This is a genomic window from Desertivibrio insolitus (genome assembly GCF_017355965.1).
Taxonomy (GTDB): Bacteria; Actinomycetota; Actinomycetes; order Actinomycetales; family Microbacteriaceae; genus JAFIQW01.
On record NZ_JAFIQW010000004.1, the window covers coordinates 58,913 to 73,528 of the forward strand.

The following is a 14,616-nucleotide window of genomic DNA, read 5'->3' on the forward strand; positions in this document are numbered from 1 at the left end:
CGACACCCGTGACCGACGCCTCCGCCCGACCCAGCCGTGGCATCGGCGGCGTCCTCGTCGTCGTGTACGGCATCCTCGCGCTCGCCGCGACCGGACGCTCGGTCTTCCAGATCGCGACGAAGTTCGACACCGCGCCCGTCGCCTACCTGCTGAGCGCCGTCGCGGCGATCGTCTACATCGTCGCGACCGTCGCACTGATCAAGCAGGGTCCCGCCTGGTACCGCGTCGCCTGGGTCGCGATCGGCTTCGAGCTCGTCGGCGTCGTCGTCGTCGGGCTGCTCAGCATCTTCGATGCGCAGCTCTTCCCCGCCGACACCGTCTGGTCGGTGTTCGGTCGCGGCTACCTGTTCATCCCGCTCGTGCTCCCGGTGCTCGGACTGCTCTATCTCCGCTCCTCCCGCCGCCGCGCGCTGGCGGCCGCGTGATGCAGAGCTTCACGTCGGCGGCGGAGGTGCCGGAGGGCTTCGGCCCGAGCGCCGTCACGATCGGCAAGTTCGACGGCCTGCACGCCGGCCACCGCCGCATCCTGCAGCGTCTCGACGAGCTCGCCGCCGAGCGCGGCCTCGTGCCGACCGTCGTCACCTTCGACCGCAACCCGCTGCGGGTCATCGCGCCGGAGCGCTGCCCCGACGACCTCGTCAGCCCCGCGCAGAAGCGCGAGCTGCTCGAGGCGGCCGGGGTCGGCGCCGTACTGATGCTCTCGTTCGACAGTGCGCTGAGCTCGCTCCCCCCGGAGCGCTTCGTGCGCGAGATCCTCGTCGACGCGCTGCACGCCCGCGTGCTCCTCGTCGGCCGCGACTTCCGGTTCGGCGCCAGGGGAGCGGGTGATCTCGCGCTGCTGCGCCGCATGGGCGAGGAGCTCGGCTTCGACGTCGAGCTGCAGCCCGACGTGGCCCTCGCGGGGGAGCGGCGCGCGTCGTCGACCTGGGTGCGCGAGTTGCTCGCGCACGGTGACATCCGGGGCGCCGCCGAGCTGCTCGGCCGCAACCCCGTCGTGCGGAGCGTCGTCGTACACGGCGAGCAGCGCGGGCGGGAGCTCGGCTACCCGACGGCGAACCTCGGCCCCGCCGAGCTCGAGGGATTCATCCCCGCCGACGGCGTCTACGCCGCGTGGCTCACGGTCGACGGCGTGCGCTACCCGGCCGCCGTGTCGATCGGCAACAACCCGACGTTCGAGGGGGTGCCGGCCCGGCAGGTCGAGGCGCACGCCCTCGACCAGGACTTCGACATCTACGGCGCCCGGGTCGAGGTCGAGTTCGTCGACCGCCTCCGCGGCATGGAGCGCTTCGACTCGCTCGACGCGCTCATCACCCAGATGGATGCCGACACGGCCCGCACCCGCGCCGTGCTGGGCGATCAGGGCAGCGGCCGCCCGTAGACCAGTCGCACGAGGTCCGCGGCCGGCGCGACGACCTCGGCCCCGCGCCCGATGCGCCAGCCCGCGTCCGACGCGACGAGGGTGCGGTTGCTGAGCGCTCGCCGGATCGCCGCGGGAGCCTGCGCCGTGCGGTGCAGCACCACGAAGCCCGTGATGTCGGCGTCGACCGGCAGCCCCGCGTCGATCGCCGCGAGCACGACCTCGCCGAGCTCGGCCGGGCGCCGGTGCTTCGTGGAGTCGATGATCCGCACGAGCCGTCCCCGGGCGTCGCCCTCGCCCGGCGCCAGCCGCTCGGCGAGGGCGTCGAGCACTGCGGGGTCGACGTGCGCGGAGAGCAACGCCATGAGCACCCGGCGCAGCTCGGGGGCGATGTCCCGGTGCACCGCCGACTCGTCGACGCGAGCGCGTCCCGAGATCGGGAGGAACCGCGAGAGGTCGTCCATCCCGGCATCGTAGAGCGCGAACCGGCATAGGATCGGTGGAGTGCCGTCCGAGAACTCCGTCCCGCTCTGGGCCGGCCGCACCCTCGCCCTCGTCGGCATCCTGACCGTCGCGCTCAACCTGCGCGTCGCCGTCGCGGCGGTGTCGCCCATCGCGGATGTCATCGCCCGCGACATCCCGCTCGACAGCGCCGCCCTCGGCGTGCTGGGCGCCGTCGCGCCCGCCGTGTTCGCGGTCGCCGCGCTCTTCGGCGTGCTGCCCGCGCGGCGCTTCGGGCTCGAGCGCGTGGTCGTGCTCGCGATCCTCACGATGGCGGTCGGCCACATCGTGCGCGCGATCGCGCCCGACTACGTCACGCTCGTGATCGGAACGGTGCTGGCGATCGGCGGCGGCGGCCTCGGCAACGTGCTGCTGCCGCCCCTGGTCAAGAAGTACTTCCCCGACCGCATCGGCCTGCTCACCGCGGGCTACAGCGTCACCCTCTCGATCGGCGCCTCGACCCCGCCCGTCCTCGCCGTCCCGCTCGCGGATGCCGCGGGCTGGCGCTTCTCGCTCGGCATCTGGGCCGTGCTCGCGGTGGCGACCCTCGCCCCCTGGGTCGCGATGCTCGTGAACCAGCGCCGGGCGCGCCTCGCGCAGGACGCCGCGGTGCTGCCGCCGGAGGAGCACACCCACCTGCCGCTGTGGCGCTCGCCGACCGCGTGGGCGATCGGCCTCGCGTTCTCGGTCTCCGCGGGGAACGCCTACGCGATCTTCGCCTGGCTCGCGCAGATGCTCATCGACATCGCCGGGGTGAGCCGCCTCGAGGCCGGGGCGCAGCTCGCGTTGTTCGCCCTCGTCGGGCTGCCCGCCGGCATCGTCGTGCCGCCGCTCGCCGCGCGGATGAAGAACGTCGGGGTGCTGCTCTACATCGGCGTCGCGTTCTTCGTGGTCGGCTACCTCGGGCTGCTGCTCGCGCCGCAGACCGCGACGGCCGTCTGGGTGTTCTGCGTCGGCGCGGGCCCGCTGATCTTCCCGGTCTGCCTCGCGCTCATCGGGTTGCGCGCCCGCACGGAGTCCGGCGCGATCGCGCTCAGCGGCTTCGGGCAGGGCGTCGGCTACGCCGTCGGCAGCGTCTACCCGATCGTCATCGGCGTGCTGCACGACGTCACGGGCGGCTGGGACGTGCCGCTCGTCGCGCTGCTCGTCTCGACCGTCGCCGCGATCGTCGCGGGACTCATCCTCACGCAGCGACGCTACGTCGAGGACGAGGTGGCCGCGGCCCGCGAGGCGACGCGACCCTGACCTACGGCACCACGTCGGCGTGGTGCACCAGCGCGCCGGCGCCGATGATGGGGCCGTCGCCGCTCAGGGCCGACGGAACGACCCGGGTCTTCGTCACGAACGGGAACTCGGCGCGCTCGGCGATCGCGTCGCGGATGAACACGAACAGGTCGGGGCTCACGTGCGAGAAGCCGCCGCCGATCGCGACGAGCTCGAGGTCGACGAGCGAGGTCGCCGACGCGATCGCGTGACCGATCGCCGTGCCGGAGCGGCGCACGGCGGCACGCGCGATCTCGTCGCCCGCCGCGTAGGCCGCCGCGAGGTCCTCGCCCGTGCTGCCGGCGAAGCCCTGCCGCTGGGCCCACGCGACGGTCTTCGGGCCGCTCGCGACCGCCTCGACGCATCCGGTGCCGCCGCACAGGCAGCGCTCGTCGAAGCCGCCGACCTCGATGTGGCCGATGTGCCCGGCGTTCCCCGTCGGTCCGCCGACGGGCACGCCGCCGAGGATCAGCCCGCCGCCGATGCCAGTCGACACGATCATGCCGAGCACGTCGCGGTGGCCGCGGGCGGCGCCGACCCAGTGCTCCGCGATCGCGATGCAGAGTCCGTCGATCGCGAGCACGACGGGAGCCGAAGTCACCGCCGCCGTGACCTCGTCGTCGACGAGCTGCCGCAGCGGAAAGTCCCGCCACACGGGCAGGTTCAGCGGCGACACGAGCCCGGCGTCGGCCCGGAGCGGACCCGCGGCGCCGATACCCGTGCCGACGAACCGCGCGCCCGGGGGCAACACCGCGAGTGCGCCGGCGACGACGCCGCGCACGGCCTCGACGAGCTCGTCGCTCGAGGAGGAGCGGCCGGTGGGCCGGCGCGTGCGCGATTCCGGCAGCACCGTGCCGGAGGAGGTGACGAGGGCGGCGTCGACCTTCGTGCCGCCGAGGTCGACCGCGAGGGCGAGAGTCTGACCCGTGGCATCCGTCGTCATCGGCGCGTGCATATCGTCACCCTACTCATGGGCGTGGTTCAGCCGATTCCCCACGACGCCGTCCTACTGTGAGGCCGTGCCGATGCTGACCCTCGACTTCGAGCGACACGTCGACCTGCCGCCCGCGATCGTGTGGGACGCGCTGGTCGATCCGGTGCTGCTCGAGGGCTGGCTCGCCGCGGCCGACGTCGACCCTCGGGTCGGCGGCAACTACGACCTCCGCTGGCTCGCCTCATCCACCCCGCAGACCTTCGGCCGCATCGCCGAGCTCGACGAGCCCCGCCGGCTGCTGGTCGAGACGGAGGGCGAGGGCAGCCTCGACTTCCGGCTCACCGAGCGACCGGGCGGCACCCGCGGCACGTCGACGCTGCTGCAGCTGTCGAACACGCTCGAGCTCGAGCCCGCGTTCTCCCGCCGCGTGCGCGCGAACTGGCTCACCTCGCTCGACCAGCTCGAGGACCTGCTGCGCGGCCACCCGGTCGACTGGTCGAACTGGGACCGGGACCACGGCGAGGCCTGGCGGGCGCACTTCCGCGAGGTCGTCGAGCTGCGATGATCCCCGACGTCTCCGGGCAGCCGTTCTGGGTGCAGCTCGTCGCGGGCATCGGGTTCCTCGGCATCGTCGTGCTCGTCATGGGCACGCTGCCGCCGTTCCGCGGCTGGATCGAGCGCTGGCGCGACAAGAACTTCCCGCCGCGAGAGTAGCGGCGGGACGACGAGCGCAGGCCGCCGCGGGAGTAGCGGCGGGACGACGAGCGCAGGCCGCCGCGAGAGTAGCGGCGGGACGACGAGCGCAGGCCGCCGCGGGAGTAGCGGCGGCGCTCTGGCGCCCACCAGCCCTTCCGCGCAGGATGGGAGAAGGGCCTGGCGAGGGGGAACGATGACGACGGATGCCTCCACGAGGGTCGACCCCGACCGGCGCACGCTGCTCTCGGGCATCCTGTTCGGCTGCGGGATCGCCGCGTCGCTGATCGACCTCTTCGTGTTCCACCTCGCCCTGCAATGGCACCACTTCTACGACCTGTCGAGCACCGCGGTCGCCATCACGGCCGACGGGTTCTTCCACGCCGTGGCCTGGTTCATCACCGTCGCGGGACTCTTCCTGCTGGCCGACGTGCGACGTCGCGTCGAGGTGCACTGGGCGCGCTGGGTGGCCGCCGTCGTCACGGGGGTCGGCGCGTTCCAGCTCTTCGACGGCGTCGTCGACCACAAGCTCCTCGGCATCCATCAGATCCGCTACGGCGTCGACCTGCTGCCGTACGACCTCGTCTGGATCGGCTCCTCGGCCGTCGTGCTCGCCGTCGGGCTCGTGCTGCTGCGGCGCACGCGGCGGCGCCGCGACGCACGGTGAGCCACGAGCACGGCGCCGCCGTCGGGCCCGGGCTCGTCGAGCTGCTCGTCGCGGCCGGGGTGCTCGCCGCCGCGGTCGGCTACCTGCGGGCGGTGCGGAGCACCCGGGAGCGCGCCGCGTGGCCCGTGCGTCGGACGCTGTCGTGGCTCGCGGGACTGGGCTGCGTGGCCGCCGCCCTCGTCGGTCCGCTCGCGGCGGCGGCGCACGCCAGCTTCACGGCGCACGCAGCCGCGCACGTGCTGCTCGGGATGCTCGGACCGCTGATGCTCGTACTCGGCGCGCCCGTGACGCTCGCCCTCCGCGCGCTGCCGCTCGAGCGCGCCCGCCTGCTCAGCCGGGTGCTCCGCTCGCCCGTTGTACGCGTCGTCGGGCACCCCGTCGTCGCGGGGGCGCTGAACGCAGGCGGACTGTGGCTGCTCTACCGCAGCGACCTGTTCGCCCTGATGCACGAGCACCCGCCCGTCCACGCGGCCGTGCACGCGCACGTGTTCCTCGCCGGCTACCTGTTCACCGCGGCGCTCGTCGGGGTCGACCCGCAGCCGCACCGCGCCTCGCTGCGGGTGCGCTCGGTGGTGCTCGTCGCGTTCATCGCCCTGCACTCGATCCTCGCCAAGCAGCTGTACGCGTTCCCGCCGACGGGCGTCGGGAGCATCGACGGTCAGGTGGGCGCGCAGGTGATGTACTACGCCGGCGACGTCGTCGACGTGACGCTGATCGTGCTGCTGCTGGCCGGCTGGTACCGCTCGACGAGGCCGCGCCTCGCGTTCCCGGTCACAGCGGGAACACACCTGCGACCGGAACCCTGAGCGGAGGAGCCGGGAGGGCCGGCCGGGAGAAGGAGCGGCGATGGGCACACGACTCGGAGGCATCGTCCGGGCGGCGGGAGTCGGGGCGATCGCGGGCCTCGTCGGCGCCGGTGCCATGGTCGTGGGGGAGCGGCTCGAGCAGTCGGTCACCCACCGCCCGGACTCCTACATCCCGGCGCGGGCGCTCCTCACCCTGCTGGGTCGGCACCCCGGAGACGCCGACAAGCCGACGGTGTGGAACCACGTCATGCACTACGGCACGGGGGCCGCGCTCGGGGCCGTCCGCGGGATCTGGGCGGTTACCGGCATCCGCGGGCCGCTCGCGAACGTGTGGCACACCGCCGTGCGCCTCGGCTTCGATCAGACCGTCGAGAACGCGACGGGTGCCGGAGCCGCACCCTCGACCTGGCCCGCGCAGGAGCGCGTCGTCGACATCGCGCACAAGACGGTGTTCTCGGTCGTGACCGGGGTGATCGCCGACCGCGTGCTGCCTCCCGTGCTCATGACCAGCCGGGGCAGCACGAGTCACTGACCCGGCCGGCGCCTGATCCGGATCGGTCCCTTCGCGGTCGACGGGTCGACCGGGGCACCGTGCTGCAGGATGTCCACCTCGCCGGCCGCCACGAGGCGCCGCGCGGCGCGGCGCGCCGGCTCCATCAGGTCGCGCCATTCGTCGCCACCGACGGCCCTGGCGGCCTCGCTCGGGCAGATCGTCGAGGTGGCCGCACGGGCCTCGAGCAGCGTCAGGATCGAACGCTCGAGCGCCCGGTCGGTGTCGTCGACGCGGTGGGAGCGGCAGGCGTCCGAGCAGTACCTGACCGAGTCCCAGTCCCGCGCCCACTTCGCCCGCCACTCGATGCGGCGACCGCACGACGCGCAGGTCTTCTCCTGCGGCGGCACCGGTGCGTCGCGCTGTCGATGGGGCACCGCAGCATTGTCCGTCGGGACGGGCCGAGAGCGGCCTGCCACATGGACATTCCCAGGAGGCGCATCCATAGTGGGGGCGTGGACGAGAACGCACCGACCCTGCTCTTCCTCGGAGACAGCATCACCCAGGCAGGCGACTGGGCCACCTGGTTCCCCGAGTTCCGCACCGTCAACCACGGCGTCGGCGGTGACAAGACCGGCGACGTCATCGCCCGGCTCGACCGCGTCGTCGCGGAGCAGCCGGACGAGATCGTGCTCCTGATCGGAACGAACGATTTCGGCAACCGCGCGACGACCGAGCAGGTCGTTCGCAACATCGAGACGATCCTCGTCGACCTGCGCCGGGACCTCCCCGGCGCTCGGCTCCTGCTCGTCTCGATCATGCCGCGCGGCCGCGAGTTCGCCGATCGGATCAACGACGCGAACCGGCACCTCCGACAGTTCGCCGCCACCGTCAAGGCGCAGTTCCTCGACCTCTGGCCGGCGCTCGCGCTGGAGGACGGCGAGCTGAACCCCACGTTCAGCGACGACCGGCTGCACCTCAACGCGGCGGGCTACGAGGCCTGGCTCGCGGAGCTGCGACCGGCGCTCGACCGGCTGCGCGACGCTCCTCCCATGAGCTCGCCGATCAGCGTCATCCGGGAGCCCTGACCCGCTTCGTACCCCGCCCGGGCACGAACGCCGCCGTCGAGGCGGTGGCTCAGGCCGTGCGCTCCGCGACGACCGCGGCGATGCCAGCGATCTGACCCGGCCCGACCCGGCAACAGCCGCCGACGAGGGTCGCGCCCTCGTCGAGCCACGTCGCGACCAGCTCGCGGCCGAAGCCGGGCTCGCCCATCCAGCGCTTGTGCCGGCCGTCCCACTCCTCGCCGCTGTTCGGATAGACCACGACCGCCCGGTCGCTCGTCGCGCGAGCGGCGCGGACGGCTCCGACGACCTCGGACGGGTGGCTGCAGTTGATGCCGACCGCGACGACTTCGTCGACGTCGGCGACGAGCGCGAACGCCTCCTCGAGCGACTCCCCGCTGCGCAGCCGGCCGTCGGCGACCGTCACCGAGAGCCACGCGGGCACGCCCGAGCCGTCGAGCAGCGCGGCGAGCGCCTCGACCTCGGGCAGGCAGGGGATGGTCTCGAAGGCGAGCAGGTCGGCGCCGGCATCCGCGAGCACCGCGAACCGCGGCTCGTGCCAGCGGCGCAGCTCGGCCGTGGTGCGGCCGTACTCGCCGCGGTACTCGGAGCCGTCGGCGAGCATGGCGCCGTAGGGGCCGACGGATGCCGCGACGAGCGCGCCCTCCGTGCCGTCCCGCGCCTCACGGGCGAGCTCGACCGAGAGGCGCATCAGCCGCTCGGCCTCGCCGCGGTCGAGGCCGAGGCGCTCGAAGCCCTCGAAGGAGGCCTGGTACGACGACGTGATCGCGACGCGGGCGCCGGCGTCGAAGAACTCGCGGTGCGCGTCGACGATCGCGGCCGGGTCCTCCTGCAGCAGACGTGCCGACCACGTGGCGCCGGACAGGTCGTGGCCGCGCTCGGTCAGCAGCGTGCCGAGCCCGCCGTCGAGGACGACGGGGGTGTCGGGGTCGAGAAGCGCCATGGGGGCAGGCTAGCCACGCGCGCCTGCACGGGGGAGGGGGCCGGCAGCGCGGCGTAACAGTCGCTAGGCCGCAGCGGCCTCGAACGCGTGCAGCGCCTCGTCGCTGAACAGCACGAAGCGCACGAGGTCGGGGGCGCCTGGCGCGTCGAAGGCGCGCACCGTCTCGACGGCGATGCGCGCCGCATCCGCCATCGGCCAGCCGTACACCCCGGCGGAGACGGCGGGAACCGCGACGCTGCGCGCGCCGAGCTCGGTCGCCACCTCGAGGGAGCGGCGGTAGGCGGACGCGAGCAGGGCGCTGCGGTCCTCCCGCGCCGAGTGGACGGGCCCGACGGTGTGGATCACGTGACGGGCGTTCAGTCGCCCCGCCGTGGTGGCGACCGCGTCGCCCGTCGGCAGTCCGTCCGGCAGCACCGTCGCGCGCAGGCGGCGGCACTCCGCGAGGATCTCCGGCCCGCCCGCGCGGTGGATGGCGCCGTCGACGCCGCCGCCGCCCAGCAGGGAGCTGTTCGCCGCGTTGACGATCGCGTCGACCGACTGCTCGGTGATGTCGCCCTTGCAGAATTCGGTGATCACACTCCCAGGCAACCTCCCTAGCGTCGGGAAGGCAACCCGCTGACGGGAGGAGCGCGCATGTCCATGTCGATCGCGGCCCAGCCGAACCTGACGATGCAGTCGCTGTGGGAGGCCACGAAGCCCCACATCGAGTCCGACGACTTCGAAGCCGACGCCCGGTACGACGAGGTGATCGTCGGCGCCGGCATCACCGGGCTCGTCACCGCCCTGCTCTTCGCCCGAGCCGGGCGCCGCGTCGCCGTGCTCGAGGCGCGGCACGTCGGCGCCGTCACGACGGGCAACACCACAGCCAAGATCAGCGTGCTGCAGGCCGCCCGCCTGCAGGACGTGCTCGACCACAACACCAAAGCGGTCGCGCAGGCGTACGTCGAGGGTCAGCTCGAGGGCCTCGAGTGGATCGTGCGGTACTGCCGCGACCACGACGTGCCGGTGCAGCGCAAGGACTCGATCACCTACGCCACCACGTTCGAGGGCGCGAAGGTCGTCGACCGCGGGTTCCACGTCGCGCAGAAGCTCGGGCTCCCCGTCGAGCGGCTGGAGGACGCGGGCCTGCCGTTCCCGACCACCGCCGCGATCCGGCTCCGCGACCAGGCCCAGTTCCACCCGCTGGAGTTCCTCGCGGCGCTCGTGGCCGACATCCGTCGGCACGGCGGCGTCGTCATCGAGGGGGTGCGAGTCACCAAGGTGAAGGCGTCGGCGAAGCCCGTCATGGTCGGCAGCAACCGCGGCGAGGTCTACGCCGACCACGTCATCGTCGCCACCGGCATGCCGATCCTCGATCGCGGCCTCTATTGGGCGAAGGAGACCCCGAAGCGCTCCTACGCGGTCTCCTTCCGCGCTCCGGGCCAGCGGCCCGACGGCATGTACATCTCCGTCGACCAGCCCACCCGGAGCATCCGTTCGTACGGCGACGACCAGCTCATCATCGGCGGCAACGGGCACGTGGTCGGCCGGCACGAGGACTCCACGACCGGCCGGGTCGAGGACCTCGTCACCTGGACCAAGGAGAACTTCCCCGGCGCGGAACCCACGAACGCGTGGAGCGCGCAGGACTACGAGCCGCCGCACAAGGTGCCGTTCGTCGGCTGGATGCCCCGGGGCCGCGGCCGCGTGTTCCTCGCCACGGGGTACAACAAGTGGGGCATGACGAACGCCGTCGCCGCGGCGCTCACGCTCGCCGGCGACATCCTCGGCGGCCACGTCACATGGGCGAAGGTGCTGCGCCGCCGCATCACGCTGCCGAAGACGATCGCCGAGGGCATCGGCGCGAACCTCGCCGTCGCCTCGTGGTACGCCCGCGGCTGGTGGCGGGCGCTCGCGCGCCTGCAGCCGGTCGAGGCACCCGAGGAGGGTCAGGGCGTGCTCGGCCGCGAGGGCCTGCGGCCCGTCGCGAAGTCGACGGTCGACGGCATGACCTGCGCCCTGTCGGCGATCTGCCCCCATCAGCACGCGATCGTGCAGTGGAACGACGCCGAGCGCTCGTGGGACTGCCCCGCGCACGGCAGCCGCTTCGCCGCCGACGGCTCACTGCTCGAGGGGCCGTCGATCAAGCCGATGAAGCGCCTCGACGTCGGGTGACCCGCACCCGCTGGATCTTCGCGGGGCAGCTCGGGCCGCTGTTCGACGACGGCGGCCCGGTGTTGCTCATCGAGGCGAGGGCGCCGCTCGCGCGGCATCCGATCCACCGGCAGAAGGCGCACCTGATCCTGTCGGCGATGCGTCACCGTGCTTGGGAGCTCGGTGACCGCGTCGAGTTCGTGCGCGCCGAGACGTACCGCGAGGTCGTGGAGGGTCGCGACGACCTCGAGGTGATCGACCCGACCTCGTACAGCGCTCGCCGCTTCGTGCGGCGGATGGGTGCCGAGGTGCTGCCGAGCCGCGGCTTCGTGACGAGCGAGGTCGACTTCCGGGAGTGGGCGGATGCCAGGGGCGGGCGCCGCCTGCTGATGGAGGACTTCTACCGGGCCCGGCGCAAGGCCACGGGCGTGCTGATGGAGGGCGACGAGCCCGTCGGCGGCACCTGGAACTACGACCACGACAACCGGCAGCCCCCGCCGAAGAACGCCGTCGGTCTCGGTCTGCCCGACCCGTGGTGGCCGGAGGAGGACGACATCGACGAGGAGGTGCGCGCCGACCTCGACCGCTGGCAGCGGGACGGCGCGGTGCGGCTGCTCGGCGAGGACGGGCCGCGGCGGTTCGCCGCGACGGCGGAGGAGGCGCAGCGGGCGCTCGACGACTTCGTCGAGACGCGGCTGCCGGACTTCGGTCCGTTCGAGGACGCGACGCTCACCGGGGACTGGACCATGGCGCATTCGCTGCTGAGCGCGCCGCAGAACCTCGGGCTCATCGATCCGCGGCACATCGTCGACACGGTCGAGGCCGCCTATCGCCGCGGCGACGTTCCCCTGCAGAGCGCGGAGGGGTACATCCGGCAGGTCATGGGCTGGCGCGACTGGATGTGGCACCTGTACTGGTACCTCGGCGAGGCGTACACCCGCTCGCACAACAGGCTCGATGCCCGCGTCGACCTGCCGCGCGAGTTCACCGAGCTCGACGCCGACGCGATCGAGGCGAACTGCCTGCACCACGCGATCGACGGGGTGCGCCGGCACGGCTGGGCGCACCACATCCAGCGGCTCATGATCATCGGCAACTGGGCGTTGCAGCGCGGCTACGACCCGCGACAGCTCAACGACTGGTTCATCTCGATGTTCGTCGACGGCACCCCGTGGGTGATGCCGCCGAACGTCATCGGCATGAGCCAGCACGCGGACGGCGGAATCGTGGCGACGAAGCCCTACGCGGCGGGCGGCGCCTATATCGACCGGATGAGCGACCACTGCGGCGGCTGCCGCTTCGACCCGAAGAAGCGCATCGGCGAGGACGCGTGCCCGTACACGGCGGGCTACTGGGCCTTCCTCGACCGCAACGAGGGCCGGCTCGTCGGCAACCAGCGCATGCGCCAGCCGCTCGCGGGTCTGCGCCGACTCGCCGACCGCGAGGACGTGGTGCACCAGGAGCGCACCCGCGGCGACGGCTTCCAGCCGATCGAGCCGCGCTGAGGGCGGCGGGCCGGCAGTACTCATGCGTGGCGGGCGCGACGCGCCGGTGCCACACGGCGTGTCGCGGCGCCGGTCCTAGTTTCCGCCGGGATCAAGCCCCCGCTGCGGAGCGGGCGGAACGCACGGCGGAGAAGCACGCGGGCGCCGGTCAGCCGTACTCATGAGTGTGGATGCGACGCGCCGGTACCGCACGGCGTGTCGCGGTGACGAGTCCTAATTCCCGCCGGGCGCGGAGTCATCGCGACGCGGGCGGCGGGGCCACCGGATTGGGAGTGATACGCCTCTGCGTGCGTGCCAGTCGGCTTTGAATCGCGCTCGAGGCGCCCGTCGTTTGCGCGCCGCGAAACCCGACCTGCTCAAGCGGGGAGAGCGCTGTCACTTGCTCTCCCCGCCCTGGGTCTCTGCAGCGTTAGTAAATTCGGACCCAGTCGTTGCACCGGGACGTCGTGAAGCCCACGTCGGTCGAGCTGATCGTGACGAGCGAGTCACCCTCGAAGAAGTCGTTCGCGATGATGTCCTCGGACTCGCCGCTGAACGACCGCATGCGCTCCCAGTAGCAGCCGTCGTTGGCGGTTGAACTGTACGTACCCGGCTGCAGGTCCCAGTTCACAATGAAAGTTCCGCCGTCGCCGGGCGCCCATGGTTGAGGTGCCCCCGACGGCGCATTGACGCCCTGCCAGGTGTTGCAGCCTGACGAGCTGAATGCTGCGTCACCGGCGCTCACCGTGACGACGCTGCGACCGTTGCTGAAGCTGTTGGCGATGATCTCGTCGGAGGTCCCGCCCGTGCCGGAGAGCCGTTCCCAGTAGCACCCATCGTTGTTGATCGAGCGATAGGTACCCGCCGACACCTTGCGCGTACCTTCGCCGCTGAAGCTGCCGTAGCCGAACTCGAACGGACGTGAGCAAGTGCCCAAGTCGACCTGCCCGCCCGACGGGTTCTTCAGGCGGTACATGAACGCGGCCATAGCGTCGCGGGCAACCGATTGAACGGGAGCGAAGGCCCTACAGCCGAATCCTTGATCCCACCCGGTCGAAATGCCCATGCTCGCCAACCAACTGATCTCTCGGTAGAACTGATTGTTCGAAGGGACATCGGTGAAGGGACTCTGGGCAGGGGGTCCGTAATTCTCGATCTTCGAATAGCGGAACAGGAACGCCGCCATCGCGTCGCGGTTCACCGCTTGCAGCGGCTTGAACAGGCGTTTCCCGTTCTCGTACCACCCAGTGGTGATTCCTTGCTCGTTCAGCCACGCAATCTCCTTGTAGAACAAGTTGTCGGTGGCGACGTCATCGAAAGGAGACACCCTCGGCGGGTTGAACGCCGGGCTGCCATCCAGGCGGTATAGGAAGGCGGCCATCGCGTCGCGGTTGACCGCAAGCAGGGGGCGGAAAGTACCGTCTGGCCAACCGGTGGAGATCCCGTTGTCCGCCAACCAGCTGATCTCGCGGTGGAACTGATTGTTGGTAGGCACGTCACGGAACGATGCGGCGTGGGCGGGTGCGGCGGCGCCGAGCGCCATCGAGACAGCGAGTGCTGCGGCTAGGAGCGTTTTTCTAAGCAAGGTTCTTCCCCAATGTCAGGTTGCCGTGACTCTAGCGATTGCTTCGCCCCTCTATGCATCCCACTTGCTGGGGTCATCAGGTCCGTGCGGCTCGTCCCTTCAGCATCGGTGAGGGACCATCGATGGCCGTTGCACTCTCCGTCGCGTCTTCTCGGCAGCGCTGACCGTCTCGACGGCGTGCGCTAGGGGTAGAGCGAGCTGAGCAGCGCCCGCGGTCGCCCGTAGGCTCGACACCGATGAGCACCTCCCGCTACCCGCAGCAGCAGTACCGACGAGTCGGGCTCGCGCCGGGCATCCTCGGGGCGGTCGTCGCGCTCGCCGCGGTCGGGGTCATCGGCGAGGACTGGTTCACGATCGTGCGCTACGCGCTCTCGATCCTCGCCGCGATCCTCGCGGTGTTCTCCTTCCAGGCGCGGCAGTGGTGGTGGCTCCCCGTGCTCGCCGCGGTCATCGTCGTGTGGAACCCGGTGTTCCCGCTGGCCCTGCCCGACGAGGCCTGGTTCGTGCTGCAGTACGCCGTCTCCGTCGTCTTCCTCGCGGTCGCCTTCACGGTGCGGCTGCCCGTCGAGGACGATCGCGGCGCGCGTAATCGCTAGGAAACGTGCGAGGGCGTACAATCAATTAGTCGCCGACGCCACCGGCCTTCTTCCGAGCCCGGGTCTGGCAGTCCAAGCG

18 protein-coding genes are annotated in these 14,616 nt (G+C 71.9%); 12 read left to right on the forward strand and 6 right to left on the reverse strand.

Going from position 1 to position 14,616, the window contains the following annotated elements; translation table 11 throughout:
• The first annotated feature begins 8 nt into the window (after positions 1-8).
• Both JUB10_RS09760 and JUB10_RS09765 read left to right on the forward strand, forming a co-directional pair.
• The gene (locus JUB10_RS09760; protein ID WP_207456236.1) at positions 9-425 is read left to right on the forward strand and encodes a hypothetical protein; all 417 of its coding nucleotides are present in this window, start codon (positions 9-11) and stop codon (positions 423-425) included.
• Entirely contained in the window at positions 425-1,378 is a 954-nt protein-coding gene (locus JUB10_RS09765; protein ID WP_207456237.1) for a bifunctional riboflavin kinase/FAD synthetase, read from the forward strand. Before JUB10_RS09760 ends, JUB10_RS09765 begins: the two co-directional genes overlap by 1 nt.
• Here the strand turns inward: JUB10_RS09765 and JUB10_RS09770 are convergent.
• A complete protein-coding gene (locus tag JUB10_RS09770; protein WP_207456240.1) occupies positions 1,357-1,821 on the reverse strand; it encodes a hypothetical protein in 465 nt (154 codons plus the stop codon). The genes JUB10_RS09765 and JUB10_RS09770 overlap by 22 nt on opposite strands.
• Before the next feature lie 40 nt (positions 1,822-1,861).
• Here JUB10_RS09770 and JUB10_RS09775 point away from each other — a divergent pair, with 40 nt between their 5' ends.
• On the forward strand, positions 1,862-3,103 hold the full coding sequence (locus JUB10_RS09775) for an MFS transporter (protein WP_307859180.1): 1,242 nt from the start codon (positions 1,862-1,864) through the stop codon (positions 3,101-3,103).
• A gap of 1 nt (position 3,104) precedes the next feature.
• Here JUB10_RS09775 and JUB10_RS09780 read toward each other — a convergent pair whose 3' ends face one another.
• Entirely contained in the window at positions 3,105-4,076 is a 972-nt protein-coding gene (locus tag JUB10_RS09780) for an ROK family protein (RefSeq protein WP_242682442.1), read from the reverse strand.
• Positions 4,077-4,146: 70 nt separating this feature from the next.
• On the opposite strand from JUB10_RS09780, the gene JUB10_RS09785 reads away from it, so the two are divergent.
• The 5 genes from JUB10_RS09785 to JUB10_RS09805 all read left to right on the forward strand — a co-directional run bounded on the left by JUB10_RS09785 (position 4,147) and on the right by JUB10_RS09805 (position 6,753).
• Complete coding sequence (locus JUB10_RS09785; protein WP_242682477.1) at positions 4,147-4,620, forward strand: SRPBCC domain-containing protein; 474 nt, start codon at positions 4,147-4,149, stop codon at positions 4,618-4,620.
• Positions 4,617-4,769: a hypothetical protein gene (locus tag JUB10_RS09790; RefSeq protein ID WP_207456251.1), complete on the forward strand. Its 153-nt coding sequence runs from the start codon at positions 4,617-4,619 to the stop codon at positions 4,767-4,769. Before JUB10_RS09785 ends, JUB10_RS09790 begins: the two co-directional genes overlap by 4 nt.
• A 175-nt stretch (positions 4,770-4,944) precedes the next feature.
• Complete coding sequence (locus JUB10_RS09795) at positions 4,945-5,415, forward strand: DUF2243 domain-containing protein (protein ID WP_207456253.1); 471 nt, start codon at positions 4,945-4,947, stop codon at positions 5,413-5,415.
• Positions 5,412-6,221: a cytochrome c oxidase assembly protein gene (locus JUB10_RS09800; RefSeq protein ID WP_207456256.1), complete on the forward strand. Its 810-nt coding sequence runs from the start codon at positions 5,412-5,414 to the stop codon at positions 6,219-6,221. Before JUB10_RS09795 ends, JUB10_RS09800 begins: the two co-directional genes overlap by 4 nt.
• 40 nt (positions 6,222-6,261) lie before the next feature.
• Positions 6,262-6,753 carry a hypothetical protein gene (locus JUB10_RS09805; RefSeq protein ID WP_207456258.1) on the forward strand — a complete coding sequence of 164 codons (492 nt, stop codon included), beginning with the start codon at positions 6,262-6,264 and terminating at the stop codon, positions 6,751-6,753.
• Here the strand turns inward: JUB10_RS09805 and JUB10_RS09810 are convergent.
• A complete protein-coding gene (locus JUB10_RS09810) occupies positions 6,747-7,148 on the reverse strand; it encodes a DUF2256 and DUF3253 domain-containing protein (protein WP_307859181.1) in 402 nt (133 codons plus the stop codon). The two genes, JUB10_RS09805 and JUB10_RS09810, sit on opposite strands and share 7 nt — an antisense overlap.
• 78 nt (positions 7,149-7,226) lie before the next feature.
• Here JUB10_RS09810 and JUB10_RS09815 point away from each other — a divergent pair, with 78 nt between their 5' ends.
• Positions 7,227-7,799 (forward strand): GDSL-type esterase/lipase family protein, encoded by a 573-nt coding sequence (locus JUB10_RS09815; protein WP_307859182.1) that lies wholly within the window; start codon positions 7,227-7,229, stop codon positions 7,797-7,799.
• Positions 7,800-7,848: 49 nt separating this feature from the next.
• Here JUB10_RS09815 and mmuM read toward each other — a convergent pair whose 3' ends face one another.
• Positions 7,849-8,739 (reverse strand): homocysteine S-methyltransferase, encoded by an 891-nt coding sequence (gene mmuM, locus JUB10_RS09820; RefSeq protein ID WP_207456270.1) that lies wholly within the window; start codon positions 8,737-8,739, stop codon positions 7,849-7,851.
• Positions 8,740-8,802: 63 nt separating this feature from the next.
• Entirely contained in the window at positions 8,803-9,315 is a 513-nt protein-coding gene (locus JUB10_RS09825; RefSeq protein WP_207456272.1) for an O-acetyl-ADP-ribose deacetylase, read from the reverse strand.
• A gap of 57 nt (positions 9,316-9,372) precedes the next feature.
• Between JUB10_RS09825 and JUB10_RS09830 the strand changes: the two genes are divergently transcribed.
• Both JUB10_RS09830 and JUB10_RS09835 read left to right on the forward strand, forming a co-directional pair.
• Positions 9,373-10,893 carry an FAD-dependent oxidoreductase gene (locus tag JUB10_RS09830; RefSeq protein ID WP_242682443.1) on the forward strand — a complete coding sequence of 507 codons (1,521 nt, stop codon included), beginning with the start codon at positions 9,373-9,375 and terminating at the stop codon, positions 10,891-10,893.
• Positions 10,890-12,377 (forward strand): cryptochrome/photolyase family protein, encoded by a 1,488-nt coding sequence (locus JUB10_RS09835; protein WP_207456274.1) that lies wholly within the window; start codon positions 10,890-10,892, stop codon positions 12,375-12,377. Before JUB10_RS09830 ends, JUB10_RS09835 begins: the two co-directional genes overlap by 4 nt.
• Before the next feature lie 409 nt (positions 12,378-12,786).
• On the opposite strand, the gene JUB10_RS09840 is transcribed toward JUB10_RS09835, so the two are convergent.
• Positions 12,787-13,899: an S-layer homology domain-containing protein gene (locus JUB10_RS09840; protein WP_207456276.1), complete on the reverse strand. Its 1,113-nt coding sequence runs from the start codon at positions 13,897-13,899 to the stop codon at positions 12,787-12,789.
• A 278-nt stretch (positions 13,900-14,177) separates the two neighbouring features.
• Between JUB10_RS09840 and JUB10_RS09845 the strand changes: the two genes are divergently transcribed.
• Positions 14,178-14,537: a DUF6804 family protein gene (locus JUB10_RS09845; RefSeq protein ID WP_207456278.1), complete on the forward strand. Its 360-nt coding sequence runs from the start codon at positions 14,178-14,180 to the stop codon at positions 14,535-14,537.
• Positions 14,538-14,616: the final 79 nt, after the last annotated feature.